Origin of the sequence: Leeuwenhoekiella marinoflava DSM 3653, assembly GCF_900129005.1 — a bacterium.
In the GTDB taxonomy this organism is placed as follows: domain Bacteria; phylum Bacteroidota; class Bacteroidia; order Flavobacteriales; family Flavobacteriaceae; genus Leeuwenhoekiella; species Leeuwenhoekiella marinoflava.
In genome coordinates, this window is record NZ_FQUN01000020.1 from 83336 (window position 1) to 105699 (window position 22364).

Sequence of the window (22364 nt, forward strand, 5' to 3'; positions counted from 1 at the left end):
TGGCTATATAATTTTAATTAAACTTCAAATTTCTTTAATGTCTTGGAGATTTCAGTATTGATGATTTCTGCAAATTCTGCAACTGTCATTGTTCCTAAATCCTCTCCACCGTGTTTACGTACAGAAACCGTACCATCATTGGATTCTTTCTCACCAATTATGAGCATGAAAGGAGTTTTTTGCATTTCTGCTTCTCTAATCTTCCTTCCCATCGTTTCTCCACGATCATCAATCGTGGCGCGAACTTCGTGATTTTCAAGCAAAGTTAATACATTTTGTGCGTAATTCTCATAGTTTTTACTGAGTGTTAACACACTGGCTTGTACTGGCATAAGCCATAACGGGAAGTTTCCGCCGGTATGTTCTAATAAAATAGCAACAAAACGCTCCATACTTCCAAAAGGGGCACGGTGTATCATAACCGGGCGATGCTCCTCATTATCACTTCCTTTATAAGTCAATTCAAAACGCTCAGGAAGGTTATAATCTACCTGAATTGTCCCTAACTGCCAGTTGCGACCCAATGCATCTTTTACCATAAAGTCTAGCTTAGGACCATAAAAAGCGGCTTCACCGGTTTCTATCACATAATTAAGGCCTTTAGCTTTTGCTGCGTTTATAATTGCATTTTCGGCTTTAGCCCAATTTTCATCAGAACCTATGTATTTCTCTTTGTTCTCCGGGTCTCTCAACGAAACCTGAGCTGTAAAGTTTTCAAAACCTAAAGAACCAAATACATAAAGTACCAGGTCTATAACTTTCATAAACTCGTCATCAAGTTGATCTGGTGTACAAAAGATGTGTGCATCATCTTGTGTAAAGCCACGAACACGTGTAAGACCGTGTAATTCACCACTTTGTTCATAACGATAAACTGTTCCAAACTCAGCAAAACGCTTCGGTAAATCCCGGTAACTCCACTGATTCGCATTATAAATCTCACAATGATGTGGACAGTTCATAGGTTTTAATAAGAACTCTTCTCCTTCCGCAGGAGTAGTTATTGGTTGAAAACTGTCTTCACCATACTTGGCATAATGCCCAGAAGTCACATACAGTTCTTTTTGACCAATGTGTGGAGAAACCACCATTTCATAACCTGCTTTTTTCTGAGCAGCTTTTAGAAAGTTTTCAAGACGCTCGCGCAAAGCGGCACCATTAGGCAGCCATAATGGCAGACCTTGACCTACTTTTTGAGAAAAAGTAAAAAGTTGAAGCTCTTTACCTAATTTTCTATGGTCTCTCTTTTTAGCTTCTTCAAGAAGTTCTAAATATTCTTTTAGGTCTTTTTGTTTAGGGAATGAAATACCATAAACACGTGTGAGTTGTGGTTTGTTTTCATCACCACGCCAGTATGCTCCGGCAACGCTCATCAACTTAACCGCTTTTACAAAACCGGTATTGGGTAAATGTCCACCGCGACACAAATCAGTAAATGTATCGTGGTCACAAAATGTGATCGTACCATCCTCAAGGTTTTCAATCAATTCTACCTTGTACGGATTTTCTTGTTTTTTATAAAGCTCCAAAGCATCTGCTTTAGAAACGCTGCGCATGGAAAACTCATGTTTTCCTCGAGCAATTTCAAGCATTTTATCTTCAATCTTTTTGAAGTCATTTTCGCTTAGTGAGCGCTCCCCAAGATCTACATCATAGTAAAAACCTTTATCAATCGCCGGCCCAATAGTCAATTTAATATCCGGATATAATTCTTCTAAAGCTTGCGCCAAAATGTGAGCAGAAGAGTGCCAGAATGCCTTTTTACCTTCATCATCATTCCAAGTATACAAAACCAAAGAACCATCCTCGGTAAGCGGGGTCGTTATTTCTATGGTTTGCTTATTGTATTTTGCAGAGATAACATTACGCGCAAGTCCTGCGCTAATACTGTTTGCAACATCAAAAGGTGTTGCTCCGCTTTCAAATTCTTTTACGCTGCCATCTGGCAAAGTAACTTGGATCATAATAAAAATTTAGGCTGCAAAGATAAGGGCTTTCGGGAAAAAAATGGATGCATGATTTTAAAAATTACAGCGAACCCTAAACAGCAAATCGAAAATAACACACCGCCCAAAGCATTCCTCTAAATCTTCCTGCTAAAGCCGGAGAAAAGCCGGGGGTGAGGAGGATATTTCAGTTTAACGTTAAAAGTTAATTGGAATTTTCCACAAACAATAAACAGAAAACCATTCACCTTACACAAGTAAACCAGCAACTTCAAATTAAAATAACTCAATAACTCAATAACTCAATAATGAGATAGAACCCGCTACTTTTTAGATCCGTAGTAAAACAAGTAAATACCGCAGCCTTGGGTGCGGATGATGGCCTGGCGAAGCGGTTTACCATCCGCAAGATAGGGTGTAGTTTTCAAGGATGTAACACTGAGGCTCTCGAAGTGTGATCTTCCTGCCGATAGGCAGGTTGGTTCTTTGGCATCAAGGCAAAAGAACAGGAACACGTATTGAAGTTAGTAGCTTCTTTACTTTTCTTTGCCTGTCCAAAGAAAAGTAACAAAGAAAGATACTTTTTCATTTGTTATTAATTAGTCAGATTCAATATGCTTATAAGCATTGGATTATACATCATCTGCTTGGTGAAATTCATTTCTTAGGTATTTTACCTGACCAAACAAAACTGCAACAAGGCCCCTAAATTTTTAAAGGGGCTTAGTGCTACACTGAAGAAAAAGAAGATCGAAGAATATAATCTTTAGTTTTTGGATTCAACTTCAATTAAAGACAAGCTCCCTTCTCGGGCGGGAGAAGGATCGGGGATGAGGAGAAAACGCCCCTTCAGTAACCTTTAACCGTAAACTTTGAAAAATCATTAATAATAAATTAGAAATAAGCAATCCGGAATAACAAATAATGAATAACTTCTAACGTTCGTCGCACTCCAATTTTGAAATATGCAAATATCTAAAAATAAGAATTTTATGTTTGAAAAAGGCTTTTTTAGGTTGTATATTAGTGGACTTAAAAATGAAGTGTCATGGCAAAGTTGGTTTCTAAATTAAGTGCTTTTACAGGCACTATCGATGGGATTACGTATTATGCTAAACGGCAGGCTGGTCTGTCGCAAATCGGCAGCACTCACTAAAGAACAAATCCATAAGATCTTCTAGTACATTTATTTTTCTTCAATTGAGTTTCTGTAAAACAATTTCACCCGCAGTTCACCCGCAGTTCACCCGCAGTTCACCCGCAGTTCACCCGAGGTTCACCCGAGGTTCACCCGTGTTTAACCCGTGTTTCACCCAGGGATATGACCCGGAAACGCCTACCATAAGCCCCGGGTGAGTCTGGGATACGTTTCTCTATATACGCTCTTAAGTAATCCCCCTTACAGAATTCCTTATTCCATCAAAAAAAGCTATAAAATACCGCGGGCTTTGATTTCCAAGTATTTGTTGATGGTGTTTACGGTAAGCGCTTCGGGTTTGGTCAGTACGGTTTGAATGCCATGGCGTTCCAGTTCTTTAACCATACGCTTTTTTTCATAGTCCATTTTCTGAGCGATGGTCTTGTGGTAAATTTCAGGGGTGTTGTTGGCCTTTTTAGCGATAAGTTCGGTAAGCTCGGTGTTTTCAAAAAAGATAACAACCAGCACGTGTTTTTGTGCCAGGCCTTTCAGATAGGGGAGTTGACGCTGCAGGGCGCTTTCGTGTTCAAAATTGGTGTACAACAACAGCAGGCTGCGGTGGGTGATTTTGCGTTTGACTTCGGCATACAACCGACCAAAATCACTATCCAGAAAATTAGTTTTAATCGAATATAAAACCTCCAGAATAGTATTAAGATGCGTTTTTTTACTACTTGCAGCAAGATGATTGTGAATGGTATTGCTGAAGGTTAATAATCCGGTTTTGTCATTCTTTTTTAACGCGATATTACTAAAAGCTAAAGCACTATTAATAGCATAATCGAGCAAAGTCAAACCTTCAAAGGGCATTTTCATCACCCGGCTGGCATCTATAATTGAATAGACAGGTTGTGATTTTTCATCCTGAAATTGATTGATCATCAGGTTGCCGCGTTTTGCAGTGGCTTTCCAGTTGATGGTGCGCACATCATCACCGCTCACGTAATCTTTGATCTGCTCAAATTCCATTGTGTGACCTATACGGCGAATTTTCTTGAGGCCGAATTGCGTCAGTTTATTGTCAATTGCAAGAAACGCATATTTCTTCATTTGTATAAAAGAAGGGTAAACTTTTACAGTCTGATCCTTCCCAAAGGAAAAACGACGTTTAACAAAACGGAGCGGAGAACTCACATAAATATTCAATTTGCCAAAGGTGTAAACTCCACGATCTACCGGTCTTAAACGGTATATAAGCGATTTTTTGGCTCGCGCCGGAATACTTCCTGATTTAAGAAAATCTCGTTTTTGAAAGTGTACAGGGATTTCGTCAATGATGGTATACGCAATTTTAAACCCGTATTTGTTTTGAATACGTAGCGGTACTTCATTAAGATCACTGTTTGAGAATTTTTCAGCTAACTCCCGGGTTGCAAGAATGCCGTCTTTCCTTTTGAATAATAGAATGCTGTCAAAAAGTGCAATGATGGCTAAAAGAAACAGTCCAACTAAAGCAATAGGATATAGCGTGTGAATCCAATATGAAAATAAGAAAAACACAATAAGAACGGCAAGCACGTAGAATATACGTTTGCCTAAATACAGATTTTTTATGAAGTTTATGATGCGCACTAGCGAGGTACTTCTACAGATTGAACAAGCATCTCAATAACGGTTTCCGGGGTCATACCTTCCATTTCACGTTCTGGAGAGAGAATAACACGGTGTCTTAAAACAGGAGTGACTGCGCGTTTAACATCTTCTGGCGTCACGAAATCCCGACCGTTTATGGCTGCAAATGCTTTGGCCGAATTCATAATGGCTAATGAAGCACGAGGCGAACCTCCTAAATACAAATGCGGATGTGTTCTGGATTTAACTGTAATCGAAGCGATATAATTCAGTATTTTTTCTTCTACTAAAACCTGACGGGTTTGATCGCGATATTCCTGAAGTTTTTCAGGCGATAGAATGGCATTTACAACTTCCAATTGTGAACCTTTTCTAGCATTCTGACTTTTAAGAATTAGAATTTCATCTTCAAGATCTGGATATTCAACTTTTATTTTAAACAGAAAACGGTCTAATTGTGCTTCCGGAAGGGCATACGTTCCTTCTTGCTCAATAGGATTTTGCGTTGCTAAAACCATAAAGGGTTTTTCTAACTCATATTTATGACCATCTATGGTAATTTGGCGTTCTTCCATCACTTCAAAAAGCGCAGCCTGTGTTTTTGCAGGAGCCCTGTTGATCTCATCTATCAAAATAATATTTGAAAAAATAGGTCCGTGTTTAAACTCAAAATCGCTGGTTTTCATATTGAGCACCGAAGTTCCTAAAACATCACTTGGCATCAAATCTGGTGTAAACTGGATACGACTGAACGCGGTATTGAGCGTCTTTGCAAACAACTTGGCCGTAACGGTTTTTGCAATTCCCGGTACGCCTTCGATCAGAACGTGACCGTCTGTCAATAAGGCTACAATGAGCAGTTCAATAAACTCATGCTGACCTACGATAACTTTAGCCAATTCAGCTTTTAAAGACGCTACGCTTTTGCGTAAATCCTCAAGCGGAATTCTATTTTTAAATTCGAGATTTTCTGAAGCTTCAGATGGTGTTTGGGGATGCTCCTGATTCAAATTTAAGTCTTCCTGATCTTTATGTTTTTCCATTTTAATGGGTGTTTTTAAAATTTTCGATTAACGTATTCAGCTTGATCAATTCGTCTTCGGTGACTACTGCTTTTTGTCTAATCGTTATGGTATAATTTATAAGGTTTTTTACTGTTGCCTGCTCGATTCCGATTTTTGCAGCGAGCTTCTCTATAAAAGCCGAATCTCTGCGATCTGTTGCCAGAGCAAAGGTGCTTCTGATGTATTCCAGTAAATGATTGATCTGGTGCATCGCGATCTGGCGGTTGTCTTTTTTGTCAAGATACATTCCGGCAATTGTGCGGGTGTAATCAAGGGTTTGGTTGGGTAGTGGTTTTATAACAGGAATACTGCGTTGCTTGCGTTTTCCTTCAAAATAAATCCATATCAAAGCCCCGATTAAGAGCGTGTACCACGACCATTTTAAATACTTGTTTGTGAGAATCAAATAGAGTGGCGAGACCGCAGTGGCTTTGCTGTTTTTGTAATGGTGATCCAGATAAATTTTTCCTTCTTTGGGAAGGTAGGACAAAGCTTTTGCCGTGTAACTAGCGTTAAGACTGTCTAGCATAAACACATTGGTAAAGCCTTCGGGAAAAGTATTCAGAATGACTGTTCCTCTTCTGTACGGAGTTTTGATAAAATTGACTTTAGGCTCTTGGATTTTCGTAGAATCGTTATTTCTGATAAGATCATAAATACCTAAAATTGTGGTTTGTGTCGTATCTATCTGATCAAAATATACTGTGCCTACATCTTTATTCAACCGATAGGGTTTTGAAGCTTTTAAAGACGGATTACTGAGGTTTACTAACGGACGTTTTTTGAGTTCGCTGGTTTCTGAAAGATACTCCATGTTTAAGCACAAACTGTCTAGGATGGTCTCGCTAATCGCTTTTGAAGCAACAAATAGCGTATTTCCTTTTGCAACCCAATCTAGTAGTTTAACGCTTTCTGAAGCATCATTATACACGCTGGAATTGAGAAAAAGATACGTGCCCTGAGGTAGATCTGTAGAATCAAGCAAAAATTCAAAAGGCGGAATAGTGACGTCTTCTAAGCGTTCTTCATCAATTAGGGAAGGAAGCTGATCATAGAAAACATACGTGCCAAACGGAATTTTATCTTGCTTCCCATAACCCGGAAACCAATTTACCGGTGCGGGTTGTGTGGCTTCGCCAACGATCAAAAGCGATAGAAAAGCCACCAAAAGAACCGCCATTATTTTATAACGTCTACTCATAGCGTGGCGGTTATTTGTTTAAACTCTTTTTCTGCTTTTAGAAAATCCGTTTCATTCACATCAAAATTACCGTACCAGATAAAATCGTAAATGCGGGTAAGTTTGGTGAATTCTTTGCGTAATTTTTCGCTTTTAATCTCATAAACATAATCGGCATTTGTTTTTTGAACCTGCCAGTCTATAATGTCTTTCTGTGATAATTTTTGAAGCACCAATAAATAGTAAAAACGCACTGCGAGTCTATACTTGTTTTCACGTACTGCCTGAGTAATCAAGCTATGTATATCTTGCGTCTCAATGATATCCTGTTCGTCAGAAAGAATCACTTTATTGAGTTCTGTATTTTTAAGAGGAGAACCGCCCAGATCAATGCGTAAGAAAAGCCATACTAAAAATGCGAGAACTCCTGCAATGAGTAAATAGGGCAGTGCCTTGACCAAAAACCCCAAAATCCCTGTGGCTTCATTTCCCTGCAAAATCCAATCAATAAAAGAATTCCACAATCCATTGATCCAGCTTTTAAAACGCGTCCAAATATTATCTGGCGGGACAAACTCAACATAATCAAATGCTTCGCCTTGTTTCAGTTCTTGTATGGCTTCGTCATCAAACTGCAAGGGTGTGATAGCACTTTTGTCATATTGAACTTCCTGAATAAATTCAGTAGTATCAATAGTTGCGGTCTGACTGATACAATCAAAAGAATATAAGAAAACGAGTATGTAAAGCAGGTTTTTAATCATTATCAGAACCTATACTTTCTATAGTTTCAAAAGTTCCGGTTTGATTCTTTTTTTCATTCAGATTGAAATAAATAAAAGCGATCGCAATAGCGAAAATTCCTGCTAAAATATATTGTACAGCTGAAGAGAGTACGTTTAAGAGAATATAAACCCAATCAAACATACTAGATAGATCTCCCTGAGATATTTGTTCTGCGGAAGTTAAGCCTTTAGTTATAGTATAAATGAGTGCAGGTAAAGAAAATACAAAACTTGCAACCCACATCAACAAGCCTAAAACAAACATAGTCGCAAAGGTAATCCACCACTCATCTTTAACGAGTCTAAAACTGTCTGAGATAGAATCACCCACAGATTGATTTTGAAAAACCAAGATTGCCCATGTTAACGATAACGGGACGGCAACATAGACTCCCGGGAAAAAGCAAAGCATAAACCCAAAAAAGATCATAATTGCAATCAGAAACGTAAGACCAGTCAAATTACCCAGGTCTCGCCGCACTAAAGATTTGAGTTCATCTTGGTCAACATCACCTTGATTTTTAATATAGAGTTTGATAAAGTTGAGAATCGTACCATATAAGATTCCGTAGTAAAAAAACACAGCAATAAATAAACCTATCAGCGGCAGTATAATATTTGCAGCGTTAAACATATCATTACTAAACATATCAAAATCTGTAGAGATCCCCGTGTAATAGGCAGAGATACCAATTAAGATTAAAAACGGAATTGCGGCATTGCGCAGTAAGGCTTTAAACAGCGGTTTGTATTCCAGACGGAGAAATTTAAAGGTATCTGTAATAATCTCTCCTAATTCCCGTTGCTTTTTAAAGGTGATCAATTCTTTCATTTAATGGATGTAGTTGTTTTTTATAAGCGATTCTGGGGTATACGACGTAGTAAAACAGAATTAGTAACAAAGAAATACTAACAATAAAAATGGCAAGCCAGTCTGGCATTTCGGTATGGCGGGTTACAAAACCTTCCAGAAAACCGGCAATGATAAAAAACGGAATGGTACTCACCACGATTTTCAGTCCGTCTTTCATACTGCGTTTAAACGATTCGAGTCGGGTATAGGTTCCCGGAAATAAAATGCCATTTCCTAAAACCAATCCTGCAGCACCCGCAATAATGATTACTGAAATTTCAATAGTACCGTGAATCCAGATCGTGCGCACAGATTCCCACAATAAACCTTTATCATAAAAGAAATATTGAAAAGAGCCCAGCATCACACCGTTTTGCATCATCATATATAGCGAACCAATGCTAAAAAGTATTCCTAATATAAATGCCATAAGTGCAACCCTGATGTTGTTTACAGTAATGCCCATAAACATCTCAACCTCGTTCATCTCTTTATATACCCGCATCGGGTCATTGTTCTGTATGTTTTCTAAAGTCATATTGACGTAACCATCGCCCAGAATACTGCGCACATAAGCTCCGTCTGTTGCTGCGCTGTAAGCCCCAATGATGCAAAAGATTAAAAATGTAGCAAAAGAAAGAAGCAACTGCTTTTGATATTTAAACATCAACACCGGGAACTCTTCAGTAAAAAAAGTGATGAATCTGCGGCTAGACTCGCGCTTGGTCTTGTAGATCTTTTGATGAGATTGAGATGCGAGATAATTAAGATACTGCGTAGTTTTACTTTTTGGATAAAAAGTTTTAGCATAACTCAGGTGATCTGTAACCTCCAGATACAAAGAAGATAACTCGTCTGGAGATAAATCAGATTGATTCTCTTCCAGAACGTTTTCAAATCTTAACCATTTATCCTTATTTTGCTTCACAAAAGCCGCCTCGCGCATGGTCTGGTTATTCGTTTAATTAATCAGGTTCGATTCCCTGTTTAGCGATGTGTAGTTTAATTAGTTTAGAGATAAACTCCAAATCCTACTTAATTAGGTAAAGAAAAAGAATTCATGGATAACTTTCAAATTGAAACCGCACAAAATGTGAGCATTCAGCAGCAGGTCGCGGGAATAGGGGATCGCATACTAAGCTACCTCATTGATTTATTGATACTAGGAGCTTACTGGATAGCATCAATCTTTTTAGTAACTGCTTTTGGATTAGATTCCAATGAAGATTCTTCTATCAATATTTATTTTATGATTATTGGGATTCCTTCGTTTTTATACTTTCTTTTTTTTGAAGGATTCTGGGACGGTCGCACACCGGGTAAAGCAGCAATTGGCTTACGTGTTGTAAAACTAGACGGATCAAAACCGGGCTTCGGTAGTTTTTTTGTGCGATGGATTATGCGTGTGATCGATGTAGCCTTAACCACAGGAGGTATTGCTGTTTTTACTATTTTATTAAATGGAAAAGGGCAACGCTTGGGAGATATCGCTGCCGGAACTACCGTTGTAACCGAACGTAAGAAAGTGCGTTTGAGCCACACCATATTAGAAGATATAGCCGAGGATTATGTGCCAAAATATCCGCAGGTAACCGTTTTTACCGATGCAGATATTCAGAAAGTGAAAACGGTTTACAGCAATGCCAAGCGTTATTCTAAGCACAATGTCATTCTAAAGCTTAGCGAAAAACTCGCCAGAACGATGCAGATTACGCCAGAAGAAACTCCGTTTGCTTTTGTAGATCGTGTTCTTAAAGATTATAATTACTACACCCAGAAGTAAATGGAAAGTATCGCAGACATCATCGATATTTTGGGGACGATTGCTTTTGCGATTTCCGGGGTTATTAGTGCAACAAAAAAGCGAATGGACCTTTTTGGGATTCTCATTATTGCGACCGTAACATCGGTGGGAGGCGGAACACTCCGCGATTTATTAATCGGTAAATCGCCAGTTACTTGGTTACTGAATTCAACTGTATATATCATTGTGATTACGACCATAGTCGGTATTATATTCAGAAGACAACTGCGTTATGTGCGCAAGTCATTATTTTTATTTGATACTATCGGTATTGCTTTATACACAATTACCGGTGTAGAAATAGCACTTCTGGTAAATTTAGATCCTGTTATTTGTGTAGCCTTGGGAACAATAACAGCCTGTTTTGGAGGTGTGATTCGGGATATTTTATGCAATGAAATTCCTGTCATTTTTAGAAAAGAAATCTATGCTAGTGCTTGTATTGCCGGCGGTTCGTTATATGTGATTTTGCATTCTTATGGTGTTTCTTCAGGTATCAACGCAGTTATTTCAGGCTTTGTGGTGGTACTCATTAGAACACTTGCTGTTGTTTATGAGTTACAGTTGCCTTCAATTTATAGTAAAGCAGAGCGCGAGCAGGACTAGCCATTTTCGGTATCACTAAAATCAACAATTATGGGAAAACAACTTCCGCAGCTTACAGATAATTTAAAGGAATTCATCAACAATCAAAAAATATTCTTTGTGGGTACTGCGGCAGAAACAGGTCGTGTAAATGTTTCACCCAAAGGGATGGCAACATTTTACATTTTAAACGAGCAAGAAGTTTTGTGGCTCAATATGACCGGCAGCGGCAATGAGACTGCTGCACATATGCTTAAAGATCCCAGAATGACCATTATGTTTTGTTCTTTTGATAAAAATCCGTTGATATTGAGATTATATGGCCAAGCCGAAGTGTTTCATGAACGGGATAAAGCTTTTAGTGAACACATCAATCATTTTGAAGAAACTGCCGGAGCCCGTCAAATTTTTAAATTGAATATTGACTTGGTACAAACTTCGTGTGGTTTCGGTGTGCCGTTTATGGAATATACCGGCGAGCGCGAAACCTTAAAAGTTTGGTCAGAACAAAAAGGAAAAAGCGGAATCAAAGAATACTGGACCGAGAAAAATCAAACCAGCCTCGACGGATTAGATACTGGAATTTTTGAATAATAATCCTGACAGCAATGAAATAGTGAGTAGGAAATTTATTTAATCAACTCAGCCTCCAGATAAACATTTTCTATAGGCCACTCGTTGTCGTCAGTTTTCAATTTGTTTATTTCATCTACAACATCCATTCCTTTAGTCACACGACCAAAAACGGTATGCTCGCCATCCAGATGATGTGCACCGCGTTCTGGAACCACAATAAACCATTCAAAAGGAGAAGAAGCTGCACTTATATTTTGCTCTAAATATTTAGCAGCAGAAAAGGCACCTCTTACGTGTTTGTGATTTGAGTTGGCCTCGTTTGGTATTAAATAATTACCGATGCGTTGGCGTTTTTTTGGAGTTTCATAGCCATCGCTGTTTCCGCCTTGCACGACAAAATCCAGTGCGTTTCTGTGAATCATTGTATCGTCAAAATAACCTTGTTTTACCAGCAATATAAAGTTTGCGCGATGTAAAGGAGTATCTCTGTAGAGTTGGATTTCAATATTTCCAAACTTGGTTTTGATGCGTACACGCGTCTCGGGATTCTTCTTTCCGTATTCCGTTAAAAATGGAATAAGTTCTGCCTGAGATTCAATTATTGAACCGGCTTTCTTTTTTAATTTCTCATTTTCGGCCTTTGCTTTTTGCTCAGGAGTGCTATCTACAACTTTTTCAACGGGTTGCGATTCGGTTGTTTTTTGATTTGATTTTTTATCTTCACAGCCGGCTCCGGTTAATACCAAAACGAATATTACTAAAGTAACAGAGATACGCATAAATGCAGTTTGAAGAGTTTGTAAAACGAATGCCAAAATTAAGCAATTTGACTTTATTGGGACAAGATGCTCAATTCTTAATGGCACCTGATGAACGCATACGTGCGTTGAAAGATACAGATATAGAAGCAAAAAATCCAAGATGGGCAGGCGTGATGGCTGTATTTTATCCTAATGAAGCAGGGGAGACCACGCTGGTTTTAATTCTACGGAAAACCTATAAAGGTGTGCATAGCAACCAGGTAGGTTTTCCTGGAGGTAAGGCAGAAGCTTTTGATGCATCAATAGAAGAGACCGCTTTACGCGAAACCGAAGAAGAGATAGGAGTCGACCGCGATACCATCGAAGTCATCAAAAAATTGACTAAAATATACATTCCACCTAGTAATTTTTGGGTTCAGCCGTTTATAGGTATTGTACAATCTAAGCCTGTTTTTGTAAAAGAAGAAGCTGAGGTAGAAGCAATTCTTGAAGTTCCTTTGACAGAATTTTTAGACGAGAAAAAAGTTATTAAACAGCGTATCGACACATCTTACGGTACTATGTTAGAAGTGCCTGCATTTTACCTTACAGAGCACGTAGTATGGGGTGCAACAGCAATGATGCTTAGCGAAGTTAAGTGGGCACTTCAACAATTAGATTGAGTTTCGGTATATAGTTTGAAGTTTTAATTTTATATTTCACAATTATCCTTTCATTACGTAATAAAAACTATGGGACTTTTAAAAACCAATCCGTTTGGGCATTATGACTTCATCAAGAAGTGGCTTATCCGTATTGCCGGTTCGTTATCACACAGACGTTACCGGGGTTTTAATGCGTTGCAAATAGAAGGTTCTGAAATTATTAAAGATTTGCCAGATACTAATGTACTTTTTGTGTCGAATCACCAGACGTATTTTGCAGATGTTGTGGCGATGTTTCACGTGTTTAACGCGAGTTTAAGCGGTAGGGTAGACAGTATAAAAAATGTGGGATATTTGTGGCAGCCTAAACTCAATATCTATTACGTTGCTGCAAGTGAGACGATGCGTAGTGGGATTTTACCGCGTATTATGGCTTATGCCGGTGCGGTTTCGGTAAGTAGAACCTGGCGTTCAAAAGGAAAAGAAGTTGATCGCCCGGTAAATCTTAGCGATACTGAAAATATAGGAATTGCACTTCACGATGGTTGGGTGATTACATTTCCACAAGGAACTACTAAACCCTGGAAACCCATTCGTAAAGGAACTGCGCATATTATCAAACAATACAAACCCGTTGTTGTTCCTATTGTAATTGATGGTTTTAGACGTTCTTTTGATAAAAAGGGAATTCGTATTAAAAAGCGCGGTATTCTTCAGACTATGGAAATTAAAAAACCACTAGACATTGATTATGAGAACGATTCTATAGAAGATATTGTAGAAATGATCGAGTACGCCATTGAACAACATCCTTCCTTTTTAAAGGTGATTCCACATGAAGAATTACAGAAAGAGGAAGAACTTAATCAAACAAGACGTTGGGATTATTAATCAATGAGTTAGTCTTCTTTAATTGCAGTTGACACTTCAGAATGATTTTAACGTAGTTGATTTTAACAATTCTTGGGCATAAGACTTGCAACGTGTTCAAATAAAGAATGTTAAATATTGATTTTAACTTGATTTTTCTTTAACCTTTGTATACTATTAATGCAAATATTGCGTTAAACCCCAAAATCAAGCACACCCAAAAATTGTCTATGAAAAAAATAAATTTGTTAATCCTATTGCTAGTAGTAGTAATAGCTTCAAAAGTAACAGCCCAAGAACTTCCATTTAAAGATTGTATAGATGCCCCACTGGAAGATTTTAATAGTTCAATCTTAACTTCTCAATTGTATTCTCAGATCGCTAAAGACCCTACAATGAAGCGTCTTGTTGATCAAAAGAAGATGGCTGTAGGTATTGTGAGTCTTGATGATCCTAATGCGATTCAATATGCCGGTCTTAACGGTGAAGAAATGATGTATGCAGCGAGCTTACCTAAGATCGCAATTCTTCTTTCTGCAATGGATGCTATCGAAAAAGGAGAGTTAAAAGAAACGGCAGAGATAAAAAAAGATATGTGGTTGATGATTAGTAAATCTAACAACCAAGCTAGTACGCGTATGATTGATCGCCTGGGTTATGATAAGATATCAAGTGTATTACAAAGTGATAAATACAAATTGTATGATAAAGCTCATGGTGGTGGTTTATGGGTAGGTAAGCGTTATGCTGCTGCCGGTGAACGTAGACCAGATCCTATTAAAGGTTTGAGTCACGCAGCTACTGCAGAACAAGTATGTAGATTTTATTACAAATTAGTTACGGGTAAATTAGTAAGTCTGGAGCGTTCTAAAGCAATGCTTGATATTATGGAGAATCCTTCACTACATCACAAGTTTGTAAACACGCTAGAGCGTATTGCACCTAATGCACGTTTGTTTAGAAAATCTGGTTCTTGGAAACAATACCACTCTGATTCTATTTTAGTGTGGGGTGATAATGGCCGCAAATATATTCTTGTAGCTTTAGTTGAAGATCCTAACGGTGAACAAATTATAAGAAATTTAGTATTTCCTGTAGAGAAAGCTATTCAAAAATCTCGAACTTTACTCGCAAGTGCTACAAAAGGCGCAGGCAGTATTGGTGATTAGGAAATTTCTCAAAAAGACTTTTAATATAAGAGATGGTGAAATCACCATCTCTTTTTTCATGCAGTTATATGTCTTTTTGATCATTACAATTTTATTGATCGTTAAGCCTACTGTAAATGCCCTTTTTCTAGAAGGACTGGGGGCAGATAATCTTGCATTTGGGTATCTTTTTATAGCAGCTACAGCTATAATCACTTCTTATTTTTACAATCAGGCAGTGAGGCGCTATTCATTGAGGCGCATTATGGTTTTCTCACTATACTTCTTTGCATTTGCCTTTATTCTGCTGAGTGTTTTGTATAAAATGCAGGTCATAGGTTCTGCAACTTTGTACATCTATTATGTCATTAGCGGAATTTTTGCCGTACTCACAACCAGTCAGTTTTGGTTATTGGCAAATATGGTTTTTAATGCCAGAGAGGCAAAACGACTATTTGGTTTTATAGGATCTGGTGCTATTGCAGGTGGAATTTTTGGAGGTTATCTGACGACTATTCTGGTACCTTTTATCGGTAACGGAAATATGTTGCTTATAGCTTCGGTTTTTATTTTAGCCTGTATCCCGATACTTTCAATGATTTATAAAAAGGGTTATGTTAGTAGAACTTCACGATATACAAATGCTCATCACAATATAGGCGATACTGCTTTTAAACTGCTTTTAAAATCAAAGCACTTAACTTTTTTAGCGTTAATAATAGGACTTGGGGTTATTGTAGCAAAACTGGTAGACTTTCAGTTTAGTGATTTTGCAAGCCAGGCCATACCGGATGCAGATCGCTTAGCATCGTTTTTTGGTTTTTGGTTTTCAACCTTCAATCTCGTTTCGTTGGGGATTCAATTATTTTTAACTAATCGGGTTGTAGAAAAACTAGGCGTAAACAGTTCGCTATTGATCCTTCCTTTAAGCATAGCCTTAGGCTCTTTGTTGTTTTTGACTTTTCCGGAGCTATGGGTGCTAATTATCATAAAAGGCCTAGACGGCAGCTTAAAACAATCGGTTAATAAAGCGGCTACCGAGTTGGCGATGGTTCCCATTTCCTTAGAGATAAAAAACCGTACCAAGTCATTTATTGATGTTGTGGTTGATAGTGTTGCTACTGGTATTGCTGGTTGTTTATTAATCTTTGTAATCAAAGCACTTTCGCTTCCTTCAAATTATGTAACAGTAATTATTCTGTTCTTAATCCTCATCTGGATCGTTGGAATTTTTAAGGTTCGTGATTCTTATTTTAAAAGTTTTAGACAGAGTCTCAGGGAGGCTGTAGAACTTTCTGAAGGTACATCTAGAAGAAAACGTAAGTCTCCTTTAGAATTGGGTAAGCGTATTTTAGCTTCTGGTGATACAGAACAAATAGTAAGGTATTTAGAGCACATCAATTCAAGAAATGCTAAGATCTTGCGGAATAAAATAATTCCGTTATTAGAGCATGAGAATGATGCTGTTAAAATTGCTGCGATCAATCAATTGTATCATTATCCTGAAGGTACAGCGCTGGAAGCCGTTCGGAAAATGGTGTATTTGAAAGATGATGAAGTGGTTTATGCTGCGATGAACTATCTGATTTTGCATACCTCACTTAATGATAACCGAATCTTTGATTCCTACCTGAATCACAGCAGTGATTACATCGCTCATGCAGCGTTACTATGCTTGGCAAAAGAAGCTCGACAAAATAAAAAAATTGCATCTCGGTACAATCTGGAGTTGCGTATTGAGCTTTGGCTAGCTGAACTCGAGTTGCCTAACAGCGATCATCGTCCCGAAGAATTATCGTTTTTATTAGAATCCATAGGTTATGCCCAAATTCCACAATTTTATTCATTCATCTCGGCGAATTTTAATAACCGAAATCCACATATTGTAAGTCACGCCATTGAAGCTGCAGGAATTTCCGGTGAGCTGATGTTTATTGATGCGCTAATTGACTTTTTAACAGTAAAAGAATATCGTAATGTAGCAATCGAAGCCCTAAAAAATTACGGAGAATCCATCAGCGAAGAGTTGCTCGCTCGAGAGGCTGAAAAGTTGCTGAAGAACAACACCAAAAAGTATATTCCTGCAGTAATTCAAACTTTTGAAACACAAGCTTCGGTTCGCGTTTTGTTGCGTTTATTGAAGAGTAGAGATAATCTTATACGCCGAGCTTCAGCAAAATCTTTATATCGACTCAAGAGTAAAAACCCAAAACTCAATTTCTTTCCTAAGACTATTTTTAGATTGTTGTTAGAATATACGTTTGAATATCGGGATATTGTTAGCAGCCGCAAGGTGATCAAAAGCAATTTTAATGCTGAAGCTTATGAGAATCTGATTTCTTCTGACGATAAAATTGAATTAGAAATAGCTCGTAAAGGTCTGTTAGAAATTCTGGATAAACAGCTTCAATTAAGAATTGAGACCATCTTTAAGTTACTCGCTGTTTATTACAGTAGAAAAGATCTTGATGTTGCTTACAAAGGTTTTATAAGTACAGACAGAGATACAAGGGCTAACGCGATTGAGTTTTTAGATAATATTCTGTCGCCCAAATTGAGACACGTGTTATTACCGTTATTAGAACTCGCCATAATTGAAGATGCAGATGTTTATGAAGAAATACTCGTAGATTCAGACATTAGTTTTAATAAGGCTTTAGTCAAACTTATTGAAGTGGGTGACGGCCACCTGAGATTACCTGTTATCTATTTGATTCAGTTTTTAGGAGATACTACTTTCCTACCATTACTCGCAGAATTGCAAATCACGGCAAAGAACAAAGATGTGCGCTCTTTTGCATCCTTGGCTCTTAAAAAATTACAGCCCGCGTTAATAGATACTTTAAAAGATTAAATTTTTGAGGTTTCATCTTTTAGAGTGCTTACGAGTTTAAGGAGGGTTTGCTGAAAAAAGACATAGTCTTCTTCAGTTAAGCCTGTATCTTTAAATAATGAAGCTATCTGCTGCGGAATTAAAACTGCACGTTCCTGTAATGCTTTACCCGGTGCTGTAAGAGCGATTGTAACAATGCGCTCGTCTTCTTTCTTACGTGTTCGCTTGATGAGTTTTTTCTGTTCTAATCGTTTGAGAAGTGGAGTTAAGGTATTTGATTCTAATAACAAGCAGTTGCCGATCTCGTTTACCGTTTGTAAATCATTTTCCCAAAGAACCAAAAGCACTAAATATTGAGGATACGTAAGCTCTAATTCTTTTAACAAAGGCGCATATAGTTTTGTCGTAAGCCGCGATGCCGCATAAAGCGGAAAGCAAAACTGATTTTCTAAATATAAAACTGAAGCGTCATCCATTAAAGTAATCTTTTAATTGAAGCTTCCATTTTGTGTGGTTTAGCAATAGGAGCATAGCGTTTTATTGGCTTTCCGTTTTTGTCTATGAGAAATTTGGTGAAATTCCATTTTATCTTACGTCCTAACAATCCGCCTAACTCAGATTTTAAGTATTTAAAAATCGGGTGAGTTTGAGAGCCATTTACATCTACTTTATCAAACATGGTAAAGCTAACGCCATAATTTACCTGACAAAATGCTTCAATATCATCTGCAGAACCGGGCTCTTGATTCCCGAATTGATTACACGGAAAACCTAAAATTTCAAGACCTTGATCTTTATACTTTTTATACAATTCCTCAAGTCCTTCATATTGAGGTGTAAGTCCGCACTTGCTTGCAGTATTTACAACGACAACTGTTTTACCTTTATAAAAACGCATAGGAATGGTTTTTTCCTGTAGTGTCTTTGCTTCTAGATCATAAAAATTCATAACTAGTTGTTTTTTAGATTTTTTAAATAAGGAATAGCACCGGTAGACCAAAGTGCCCATAGAATTAAAACCGGCTGAAAAAATAAACGGGTAAAACGCTTTAGATCTGTATCAAGTCCAAAAGCGTCTATACCATTGGTATACTGTGAGATATTGCCGGGAAAAATCAGAATGTAGAAAATCGCCAGAAAGAGTCCGATCTTCACTTTGTATTTAATAAGAAAAATCAAGGCGAGACCCAGAAGAATTTCGGTTACACCTGAAGCTAAAACCACAAAATCCATAAATGCAGGATCGGTAGGCAGCCAGCGCGGTACCTGCGCCTTAAATTCATCTCGTTGAAAGGTGAGGTGACCTATACCGGCCAGCAGCATCATAGTACCTAATAGTATTCTAAATACGTTTTGAGTTGTTGAAGTTTTCATAGTGTATCTTTTACGATTAAATCGCGCACGATGTAAATATACTTTAAAAAAGATATTTAGTGAAGTTTTTATGTAAATCATCTTGGGACAAGCCTGTCTACCGACAAAGGCAGGCCCATAAGGCATTAAAAGGAAACAGCTTTTGACTTCGAGGGAAGTCTAGTAGCATTTAAACCTCGATTATCGAGTAAAATTAAAGATAGCTGGTTTTTTGGTCAACCCATAGTATAAAGAAGTTAACAACAGCTTGGGATTGTTAGCACCAGAATCTGTGGTATAGATCATACTAACTGTTACAGCTTGTTTTGATGTAAAACCTGAATATGATTTTACTTTTAGTTATTCAAATCTTGTTTTAATAAAAAATCTAAGAATTGAAAACTATTACTTGTAAGAATTAATTGTAGGAAAATAAACGAAAATGATATACTTAATTGATGAATATCAATAAAATTTTAAAAATGTTTGCATTTCGTCGAAAATAATTGCTTTTAAAGGATGAATGGTTATATATTTGGGATGTAATACAAACAAAACCACCCAACAACATGCTTAGAATAACTACCCTTCTTCTATTCTTTTTCGTGTCTACCGCACTTCTTGCAAATGACACTAAAGAATCAAAGCCATTTTTTAAAAATACAATTATAAGCGCTGAAAGCGTAAAGGTAGTATTTGAAAATCCAGATGTTGATTTTAAAAATAAATTGAAAAAATCTGAAGGGATAGTATCAGAATTACCTGCTGCAATTTTAAGATTGTATCAGCTAGAGAAAGTGAAATTTACCGGTGTAACCATTTATGCACACAGGCCACTTGAACTTGCTAATATTAAGAACCCTATAAAAGTTGTATAATTCCCAAATCATAATAGATCCTCTTAAGCTCAAACCCCAAATCTTTTTAGTAACCGGACCTGACTTCAAAACACCCAAATCATAATAACCGGATACTAAGCATTTTTGATTACCCCAAATCATAATTGATTCACGAGTTTAAGTTGGGAGAAAGGCCCGTCGCGAGAGCGCGGGTTTTTCGTTTTTATATACTTCGTGCTATGTAGAAAGCTATTGAGAATTTTTGGTTGTTGATTTAAAAGACTCTAATAGCAATTAAACCACAATTCGTCAAACACAGCCAGACGGTATTTTATTCAATCTTCAGTTGATGAAATTTGGAGATAAGAAAATTCCTGTAGCATTGGGACTTTTATTACCGGGAAAGCGGCATTTTGCATCAGGTAAGAAGTTATGATAAAGTGGTGATTATACCAAACCTCGGCGACCTGGAGATTTATCTCGTGAAGAAGGTTATAAGGCGCACTTTTTTCAGCTGAACAATATTGAAGAGCTCTCCACTGCATTATACAAAGTATTGGCTAATCTGAAATAGTGTGTGGAGACGGCAAAAGCAAATTATGCCGCGGCTATGGCGCAACCGATGAGTGTAATCGCTGATAAATTCAAAAAAATCAAAAATACCTGATTTCAATTTAAGGAGCTTTTTACCCCACTTTATATAATCGAGATTATAATATCGTTTAGAGATTACCCTATTATAGTTCTAAAAGTCAGATTTATTCGTGCTGAATGTATCTTGTTAGTAGGAGGTAAGCGATGTAGCCAGTGTGTTTGCGTTTTACCTTTCATAATTAGTAAGCTGCCACTTTCAAGATTTAAATCCACTTTTTCTCTAGTCTTTTTGTGCTTAAAAGCAAATTTACGTTCGGCTCCAAAACTTACTGAAGCTATTGCTCCGTCTTTTTTGAGATCTTTTTCGCCGTCACTGTGCCAACCCATTCCTTCACTGCCGTTATGGTATAAATTCAATAAACACGAGTTGAAGTTTTCACCGCTTTCTTGTTCAATTTTTGATTTAAGATTTTTCAATTCTTCGGTCCATAACAGGGCGTGTTTTGTAACCTTAGAATACGTGTATGAGAAAGGAGCATCGCCATACCAAGCTACTTTGCGCTTGGTAATAATCTTTTTTCCAAACATAACAGCTTCATCGTTACGCCACTCGATATGATGCATTAAATGCTGAAAATAGAAGGCTGCTTCTTCCTGAGAAAACAGTTTACCGGAGTAGGTTACCATACCATCTTTTGGCAGTAGGTTTTTTGAAGGATCTGGTTCCAGATCAAATAATTTCATAACGTGTTTTTCAGCAAATTTATGAGTTGAGCAGCTTAATCCTGAATGTTTTTAATAATAGATAGTGCCGGTTTTGCATCACCATTTTTATCAATCAAATCGAAATGCTTTTATTGGGCTTTTCTCTAAGGGAATCGTTCCACAACAGTTGCTGGAATTTCTTCAAAATCATAAAGTGCCCATAAGGTATAATGCAATTGATTCGCTTTTGCGAAAGTTAAAAATTCGGTGTAATATTCGGCTTGTTCTTCTTCGTCGGCGCCTAAGGAATTCCAGATACCGGAATAGGTGGGAAGTTCAAATACTTGAAGTATGAGCGATTTGTTAGGTTGCGATTTTAAATGGCAGCTTATTTTAATTTTTTTTAATTGCAAAATCCAGATTATTAACGATTTGGCTTTTGTAATTATTTATTTTTAATTTTTTTATCAAGTAATGCTTTCACTTTTTAGTTAAAGCATTATATTTGCACCCGCAAAAAGGGTCGCATAGCTCAGTTGGATAGAGCATCTGCCTTCTAAGCAGACGGTCGCAGGTTCGAATCCTGCTGCGATCACAAATTTAGCTTATAAACTAAATCAAAACCCTGTAAATCATATGATTTACAGGGTTTTATGTTTTGTGATATTCATATAATTTGATCCGTATTTGGGATAAAGTCTAATTGTTGTGTTTAAGCAAAAATTGTGGTTAATCTATATAAGAAGAATTCAACATTTTTCACGGATCAAGTCCAAAATCTGGGTTTTTACGATTTTAAGAATATAATTTAATCAAGCGAATAAGAAGTATTCGGTATTCCTCACTCCTCTAAATTGTGATCTAAAAGCCTTTACTTTGGCATTAAAGGATTCTGCTGAAGCGTTTGTACTTCTATTGATTGATAAAGTAATTAAGAATGGATCTGTAGTTAAGTGTTATGGTGTTGGCTATGGTATTAAAAGCCTTATCCAGCTGGTTAATTACGGAATATTCTGGTATTTATGCAACCTATACTTCTGGATTTGGAGAAAGC

At 37.3% G+C, this 22364-nt stretch carries 22 protein-coding genes and 1 tRNA gene; 9 read left to right on the top strand and 14 right to left on the bottom strand.

All coding sequences use genetic code 11. The features are described from left to right. Nucleotides 1–17 precede the first annotated feature (17 nt). From thrS to BUB91_RS17025, 7 genes are all read right to left on the bottom strand, one after another. Nucleotides 18–1964 carry a threonine--tRNA ligase gene (gene thrS, locus BUB91_RS16995; RefSeq protein ID WP_073100478.1) on the bottom strand — a complete coding sequence of 649 codons (1947 nt, stop codon included), beginning with the start codon at nt 1962–1964 and terminating at the stop codon, nt 18–20. Nucleotides 1965–3375: 1411 nt separating this feature from the next. Then, the gene (locus BUB91_RS17000; RefSeq protein ID WP_073100499.1) at nt 3376–4707 is read right to left on the bottom strand and encodes a DUF58 domain-containing protein; all 1332 of its coding nucleotides are present in this window, start codon (nt 4705–4707) and stop codon (nt 3376–3378) included. Nucleotides 4708–4715: 8 nt separating this feature from the next. Then, nucleotides 4716–5759, bottom strand: coding sequence for an AAA family ATPase (locus tag BUB91_RS17005; RefSeq protein WP_073100479.1), 1044 nt, complete (start codon nt 5757–5759; stop codon nt 4716–4718). Nucleotide 5760: 1 nt separating this feature from the next. Beyond that, entirely contained in the window at nt 5761–6981 is a 1221-nt protein-coding gene (locus BUB91_RS17010; protein ID WP_073100480.1) for a DUF4350 domain-containing protein, read from the bottom strand. Further along, complete coding sequence (locus BUB91_RS17015) at nt 6978–7724, bottom strand: DUF4129 domain-containing protein (protein ID WP_073100481.1); 747 nt, start codon at nt 7722–7724, stop codon at nt 6978–6980. Before BUB91_RS17015 ends, BUB91_RS17010 begins: the two co-directional genes overlap by 4 nt. Further along, nucleotides 7717–8577, bottom strand: coding sequence for a YciC family protein (locus BUB91_RS17020; protein ID WP_073100482.1), 861 nt, complete (start codon nt 8575–8577; stop codon nt 7717–7719). Before BUB91_RS17020 ends, BUB91_RS17015 begins: the two co-directional genes overlap by 8 nt. Beyond that, nucleotides 8555–9544 (bottom strand): stage II sporulation protein M, encoded by a 990-nt coding sequence (locus BUB91_RS17025; RefSeq protein ID WP_073100483.1) that lies wholly within the window; start codon nt 9542–9544, stop codon nt 8555–8557. Before BUB91_RS17025 ends, BUB91_RS17020 begins: the two co-directional genes overlap by 23 nt. Nucleotides 9545–9658: 114 nt before the next feature. Between BUB91_RS17025 and BUB91_RS17030 the strand changes: the two genes are divergently transcribed. Genes BUB91_RS17030 through BUB91_RS17040 form a run of 3 tightly spaced genes read left to right on the top strand, consistent with a single transcriptional unit; the run spans nt 9659 to nt 11581 of the window. Continuing rightward, the gene (locus BUB91_RS17030) at nt 9659–10381 is read left to right on the top strand and encodes an RDD family protein (protein WP_073100484.1); all 723 of its coding nucleotides are present in this window, start codon (nt 9659–9661) and stop codon (nt 10379–10381) included. Continuing rightward, nucleotides 10382–11008 (top strand): trimeric intracellular cation channel family protein, encoded by a 627-nt coding sequence (locus tag BUB91_RS17035; protein ID WP_073100485.1) that lies wholly within the window; start codon nt 10382–10384, stop codon nt 11006–11008. It abuts the gene before it with no gap. A 30-nt stretch (nt 11009–11038) separates the two neighbouring features. Beyond that, the gene (locus tag BUB91_RS17040; protein WP_073100486.1) at nt 11039–11581 is read left to right on the top strand and encodes a pyridoxamine 5'-phosphate oxidase family protein; all 543 of its coding nucleotides are present in this window, start codon (nt 11039–11041) and stop codon (nt 11579–11581) included. A gap of 35 nt (nt 11582–11616) precedes the next feature. Here BUB91_RS17040 and BUB91_RS17045 read toward each other — a convergent pair whose 3' ends face one another. Further along, a complete protein-coding gene (locus BUB91_RS17045; RefSeq protein WP_073100487.1) occupies nt 11617–12342 on the bottom strand; it encodes a peptidylprolyl isomerase in 726 nt (241 codons plus the stop codon). Between the two features lie 29 nt (nt 12343–12371). On the opposite strand from BUB91_RS17045, the gene BUB91_RS17050 reads away from it, so the two are divergent. From BUB91_RS17050 to BUB91_RS17065, 4 genes are all read left to right on the top strand, one after another. Further along, nucleotides 12372–12986 (top strand): NUDIX hydrolase, encoded by a 615-nt coding sequence (locus BUB91_RS17050; protein WP_317041358.1) that lies wholly within the window; start codon nt 12372–12374, stop codon nt 12984–12986. Between the two features lie 69 nt (nt 12987–13055). Next, nucleotides 13056–13859 (top strand): lysophospholipid acyltransferase family protein, encoded by an 804-nt coding sequence (locus BUB91_RS17055; protein ID WP_073100489.1) that lies wholly within the window; start codon nt 13056–13058, stop codon nt 13857–13859. A 209-nt stretch (nt 13860–14068) separates the two neighbouring features. Continuing rightward, nucleotides 14069–15007 carry a serine hydrolase gene (locus BUB91_RS17060; protein WP_073100490.1) on the top strand — a complete coding sequence of 313 codons (939 nt, stop codon included), beginning with the start codon at nt 14069–14071 and terminating at the stop codon, nt 15005–15007. A gap of 76 nt (nt 15008–15083) precedes the next feature. Next, entirely contained in the window at nt 15084–17840 is a 2757-nt protein-coding gene (locus BUB91_RS17065; RefSeq protein ID WP_241652649.1) for an Npt1/Npt2 family nucleotide transporter, read from the top strand. On the opposite strand, the gene BUB91_RS17070 is transcribed toward BUB91_RS17065, so the two are convergent. From BUB91_RS17070 to BUB91_RS17080, 3 genes are read right to left on the bottom strand one after another with little or no spacing between them, the layout of a single operon-like run. Next, entirely contained in the window at nt 17837–18295 is a 459-nt protein-coding gene (locus BUB91_RS17070; RefSeq protein ID WP_073100491.1) for a MarR family winged helix-turn-helix transcriptional regulator, read from the bottom strand. The genes BUB91_RS17065 and BUB91_RS17070 overlap by 4 nt on opposite strands. After that, nucleotides 18295–18768 carry a glutathione peroxidase gene (locus BUB91_RS17075; RefSeq protein WP_073100492.1) on the bottom strand — a complete coding sequence of 158 codons (474 nt, stop codon included), beginning with the start codon at nt 18766–18768 and terminating at the stop codon, nt 18295–18297. The genes BUB91_RS17070 and BUB91_RS17075 overlap by 1 nt, the downstream gene beginning before the upstream one ends. A gap of 2 nt (nt 18769–18770) precedes the next feature. Continuing rightward, on the bottom strand, nt 18771–19193 hold the full coding sequence (locus BUB91_RS17080) for a DoxX family protein (protein WP_073100493.1): 423 nt from the start codon (nt 19191–19193) through the stop codon (nt 18771–18773). A gap of 485 nt (nt 19194–19678) precedes the next feature. Between BUB91_RS17080 and BUB91_RS17085 the strand changes: the two genes are divergently transcribed. After that, nucleotides 19679–20050, top strand: coding sequence for a hypothetical protein (locus tag BUB91_RS17085; protein ID WP_073100494.1), 372 nt, complete (start codon nt 19679–19681; stop codon nt 20048–20050). A 690-nt stretch (nt 20051–20740) separates the two neighbouring features. Here the strand turns inward: BUB91_RS17085 and BUB91_RS17090 are convergent. Both BUB91_RS17090 and BUB91_RS17095 read right to left on the bottom strand, forming a co-directional pair. Further along, complete coding sequence (locus tag BUB91_RS17090; protein WP_073100495.1) at nt 20741–21349, bottom strand: alpha-ketoglutarate-dependent dioxygenase AlkB family protein; 609 nt, start codon at nt 21347–21349, stop codon at nt 20741–20743. Nucleotides 21350–21474: 125 nt separating this feature from the next. Beyond that, a complete protein-coding gene (locus BUB91_RS17095) occupies nt 21475–21723 on the bottom strand; it encodes a hypothetical protein (protein ID WP_073100496.1) in 249 nt (82 codons plus the stop codon). Between the two features lie 108 nt (nt 21724–21831). On the opposite strand from BUB91_RS17095, the gene BUB91_RS17100 reads away from it, so the two are divergent. Further along, nucleotides 21832–21905: transfer RNA gene (locus tag BUB91_RS17100), tRNA-Arg, on the top strand. A 217-nt stretch (nt 21906–22122) separates the two neighbouring features. On the opposite strand, the gene BUB91_RS21395 is transcribed toward BUB91_RS17100, so the two are convergent. Then, nucleotides 22123–22242: a transposase gene (locus BUB91_RS21395; RefSeq protein WP_317041359.1), complete on the bottom strand. Its 120-nt coding sequence runs from the start codon at nt 22240–22242 to the stop codon at nt 22123–22125. Nucleotides 22243–22364: the final 122 nt, after the last annotated feature.

Excerpts from the sequence above, each read along its gene's own strand:
- thrS (WP_073100478.1), bottom strand. The coding sequence starts at position 1,964 with ATGATCCAAGTTACTTTGCCAGATGGCAGCGTAAAAGAATTTGAAAGC.
- BUB91_RS17005 (WP_073100479.1), bottom strand. The coding sequence starts at position 5,759 with ATGGAAAAACATAAAGATCAGGAAGACTTAAATTTGAATCAGGAGCAT.
- BUB91_RS17010 (WP_073100480.1), bottom strand. The coding sequence starts at position 6,981 with ATGAGTAGACGTTATAAAATAATGGCGGTTCTTTTGGTGGCTTTTCTA.
- BUB91_RS17015 (WP_073100481.1), bottom strand. The coding sequence starts at position 7,724 with ATGATTAAAAACCTGCTTTACATACTCGTTTTCTTATATTCTTTTGAT.
- BUB91_RS17020 (WP_073100482.1), bottom strand. The coding sequence starts at position 8,577 with ATGAAAGAATTGATCACCTTTAAAAAGCAACGGGAATTAGGAGAGATT.
- BUB91_RS17025 (WP_073100483.1), bottom strand. The coding sequence starts at position 9,544 with ATGCGCGAGGCGGCTTTTGTGAAGCAAAATAAGGATAAATGGTTAAGA.
- BUB91_RS17030 (WP_073100484.1), top strand. The coding sequence starts at position 9,659 with ATGGATAACTTTCAAATTGAAACCGCACAAAATGTGAGCATTCAGCAG.
- BUB91_RS17035 (WP_073100485.1), top strand. The coding sequence starts at position 10,382 with ATGGAAAGTATCGCAGACATCATCGATATTTTGGGGACGATTGCTTTT.
- BUB91_RS17040 (WP_073100486.1), top strand. The coding sequence starts at position 11,039 with ATGGGAAAACAACTTCCGCAGCTTACAGATAATTTAAAGGAATTCATC.
- BUB91_RS17045 (WP_073100487.1), bottom strand. The coding sequence starts at position 12,342 with ATGCGTATCTCTGTTACTTTAGTAATATTCGTTTTGGTATTAACCGGA.
- BUB91_RS17050 (WP_317041358.1), top strand. The coding sequence starts at position 12,372 with ATGCCAAAATTAAGCAATTTGACTTTATTGGGACAAGATGCTCAATTC.
- BUB91_RS17055 (WP_073100489.1), top strand. The coding sequence starts at position 13,056 with ATGGGACTTTTAAAAACCAATCCGTTTGGGCATTATGACTTCATCAAG.
- BUB91_RS17060 (WP_073100490.1), top strand. The coding sequence starts at position 14,069 with ATGAAAAAAATAAATTTGTTAATCCTATTGCTAGTAGTAGTAATAGCT.
- BUB91_RS17070 (WP_073100491.1), bottom strand. The coding sequence starts at position 18,295 with ATGGATGACGCTTCAGTTTTATATTTAGAAAATCAGTTTTGCTTTCCG.
- BUB91_RS17075 (WP_073100492.1), bottom strand. The coding sequence starts at position 18,768 with ATGAATTTTTATGATCTAGAAGCAAAGACACTACAGGAAAAAACCATT.
- BUB91_RS17080 (WP_073100493.1), bottom strand. The coding sequence starts at position 19,193 with ATGAAAACTTCAACAACTCAAAACGTATTTAGAATACTATTAGGTACT.
- BUB91_RS17090 (WP_073100495.1), bottom strand. The coding sequence starts at position 21,349 with ATGAAATTATTTGATCTGGAACCAGATCCTTCAAAAAACCTACTGCCA.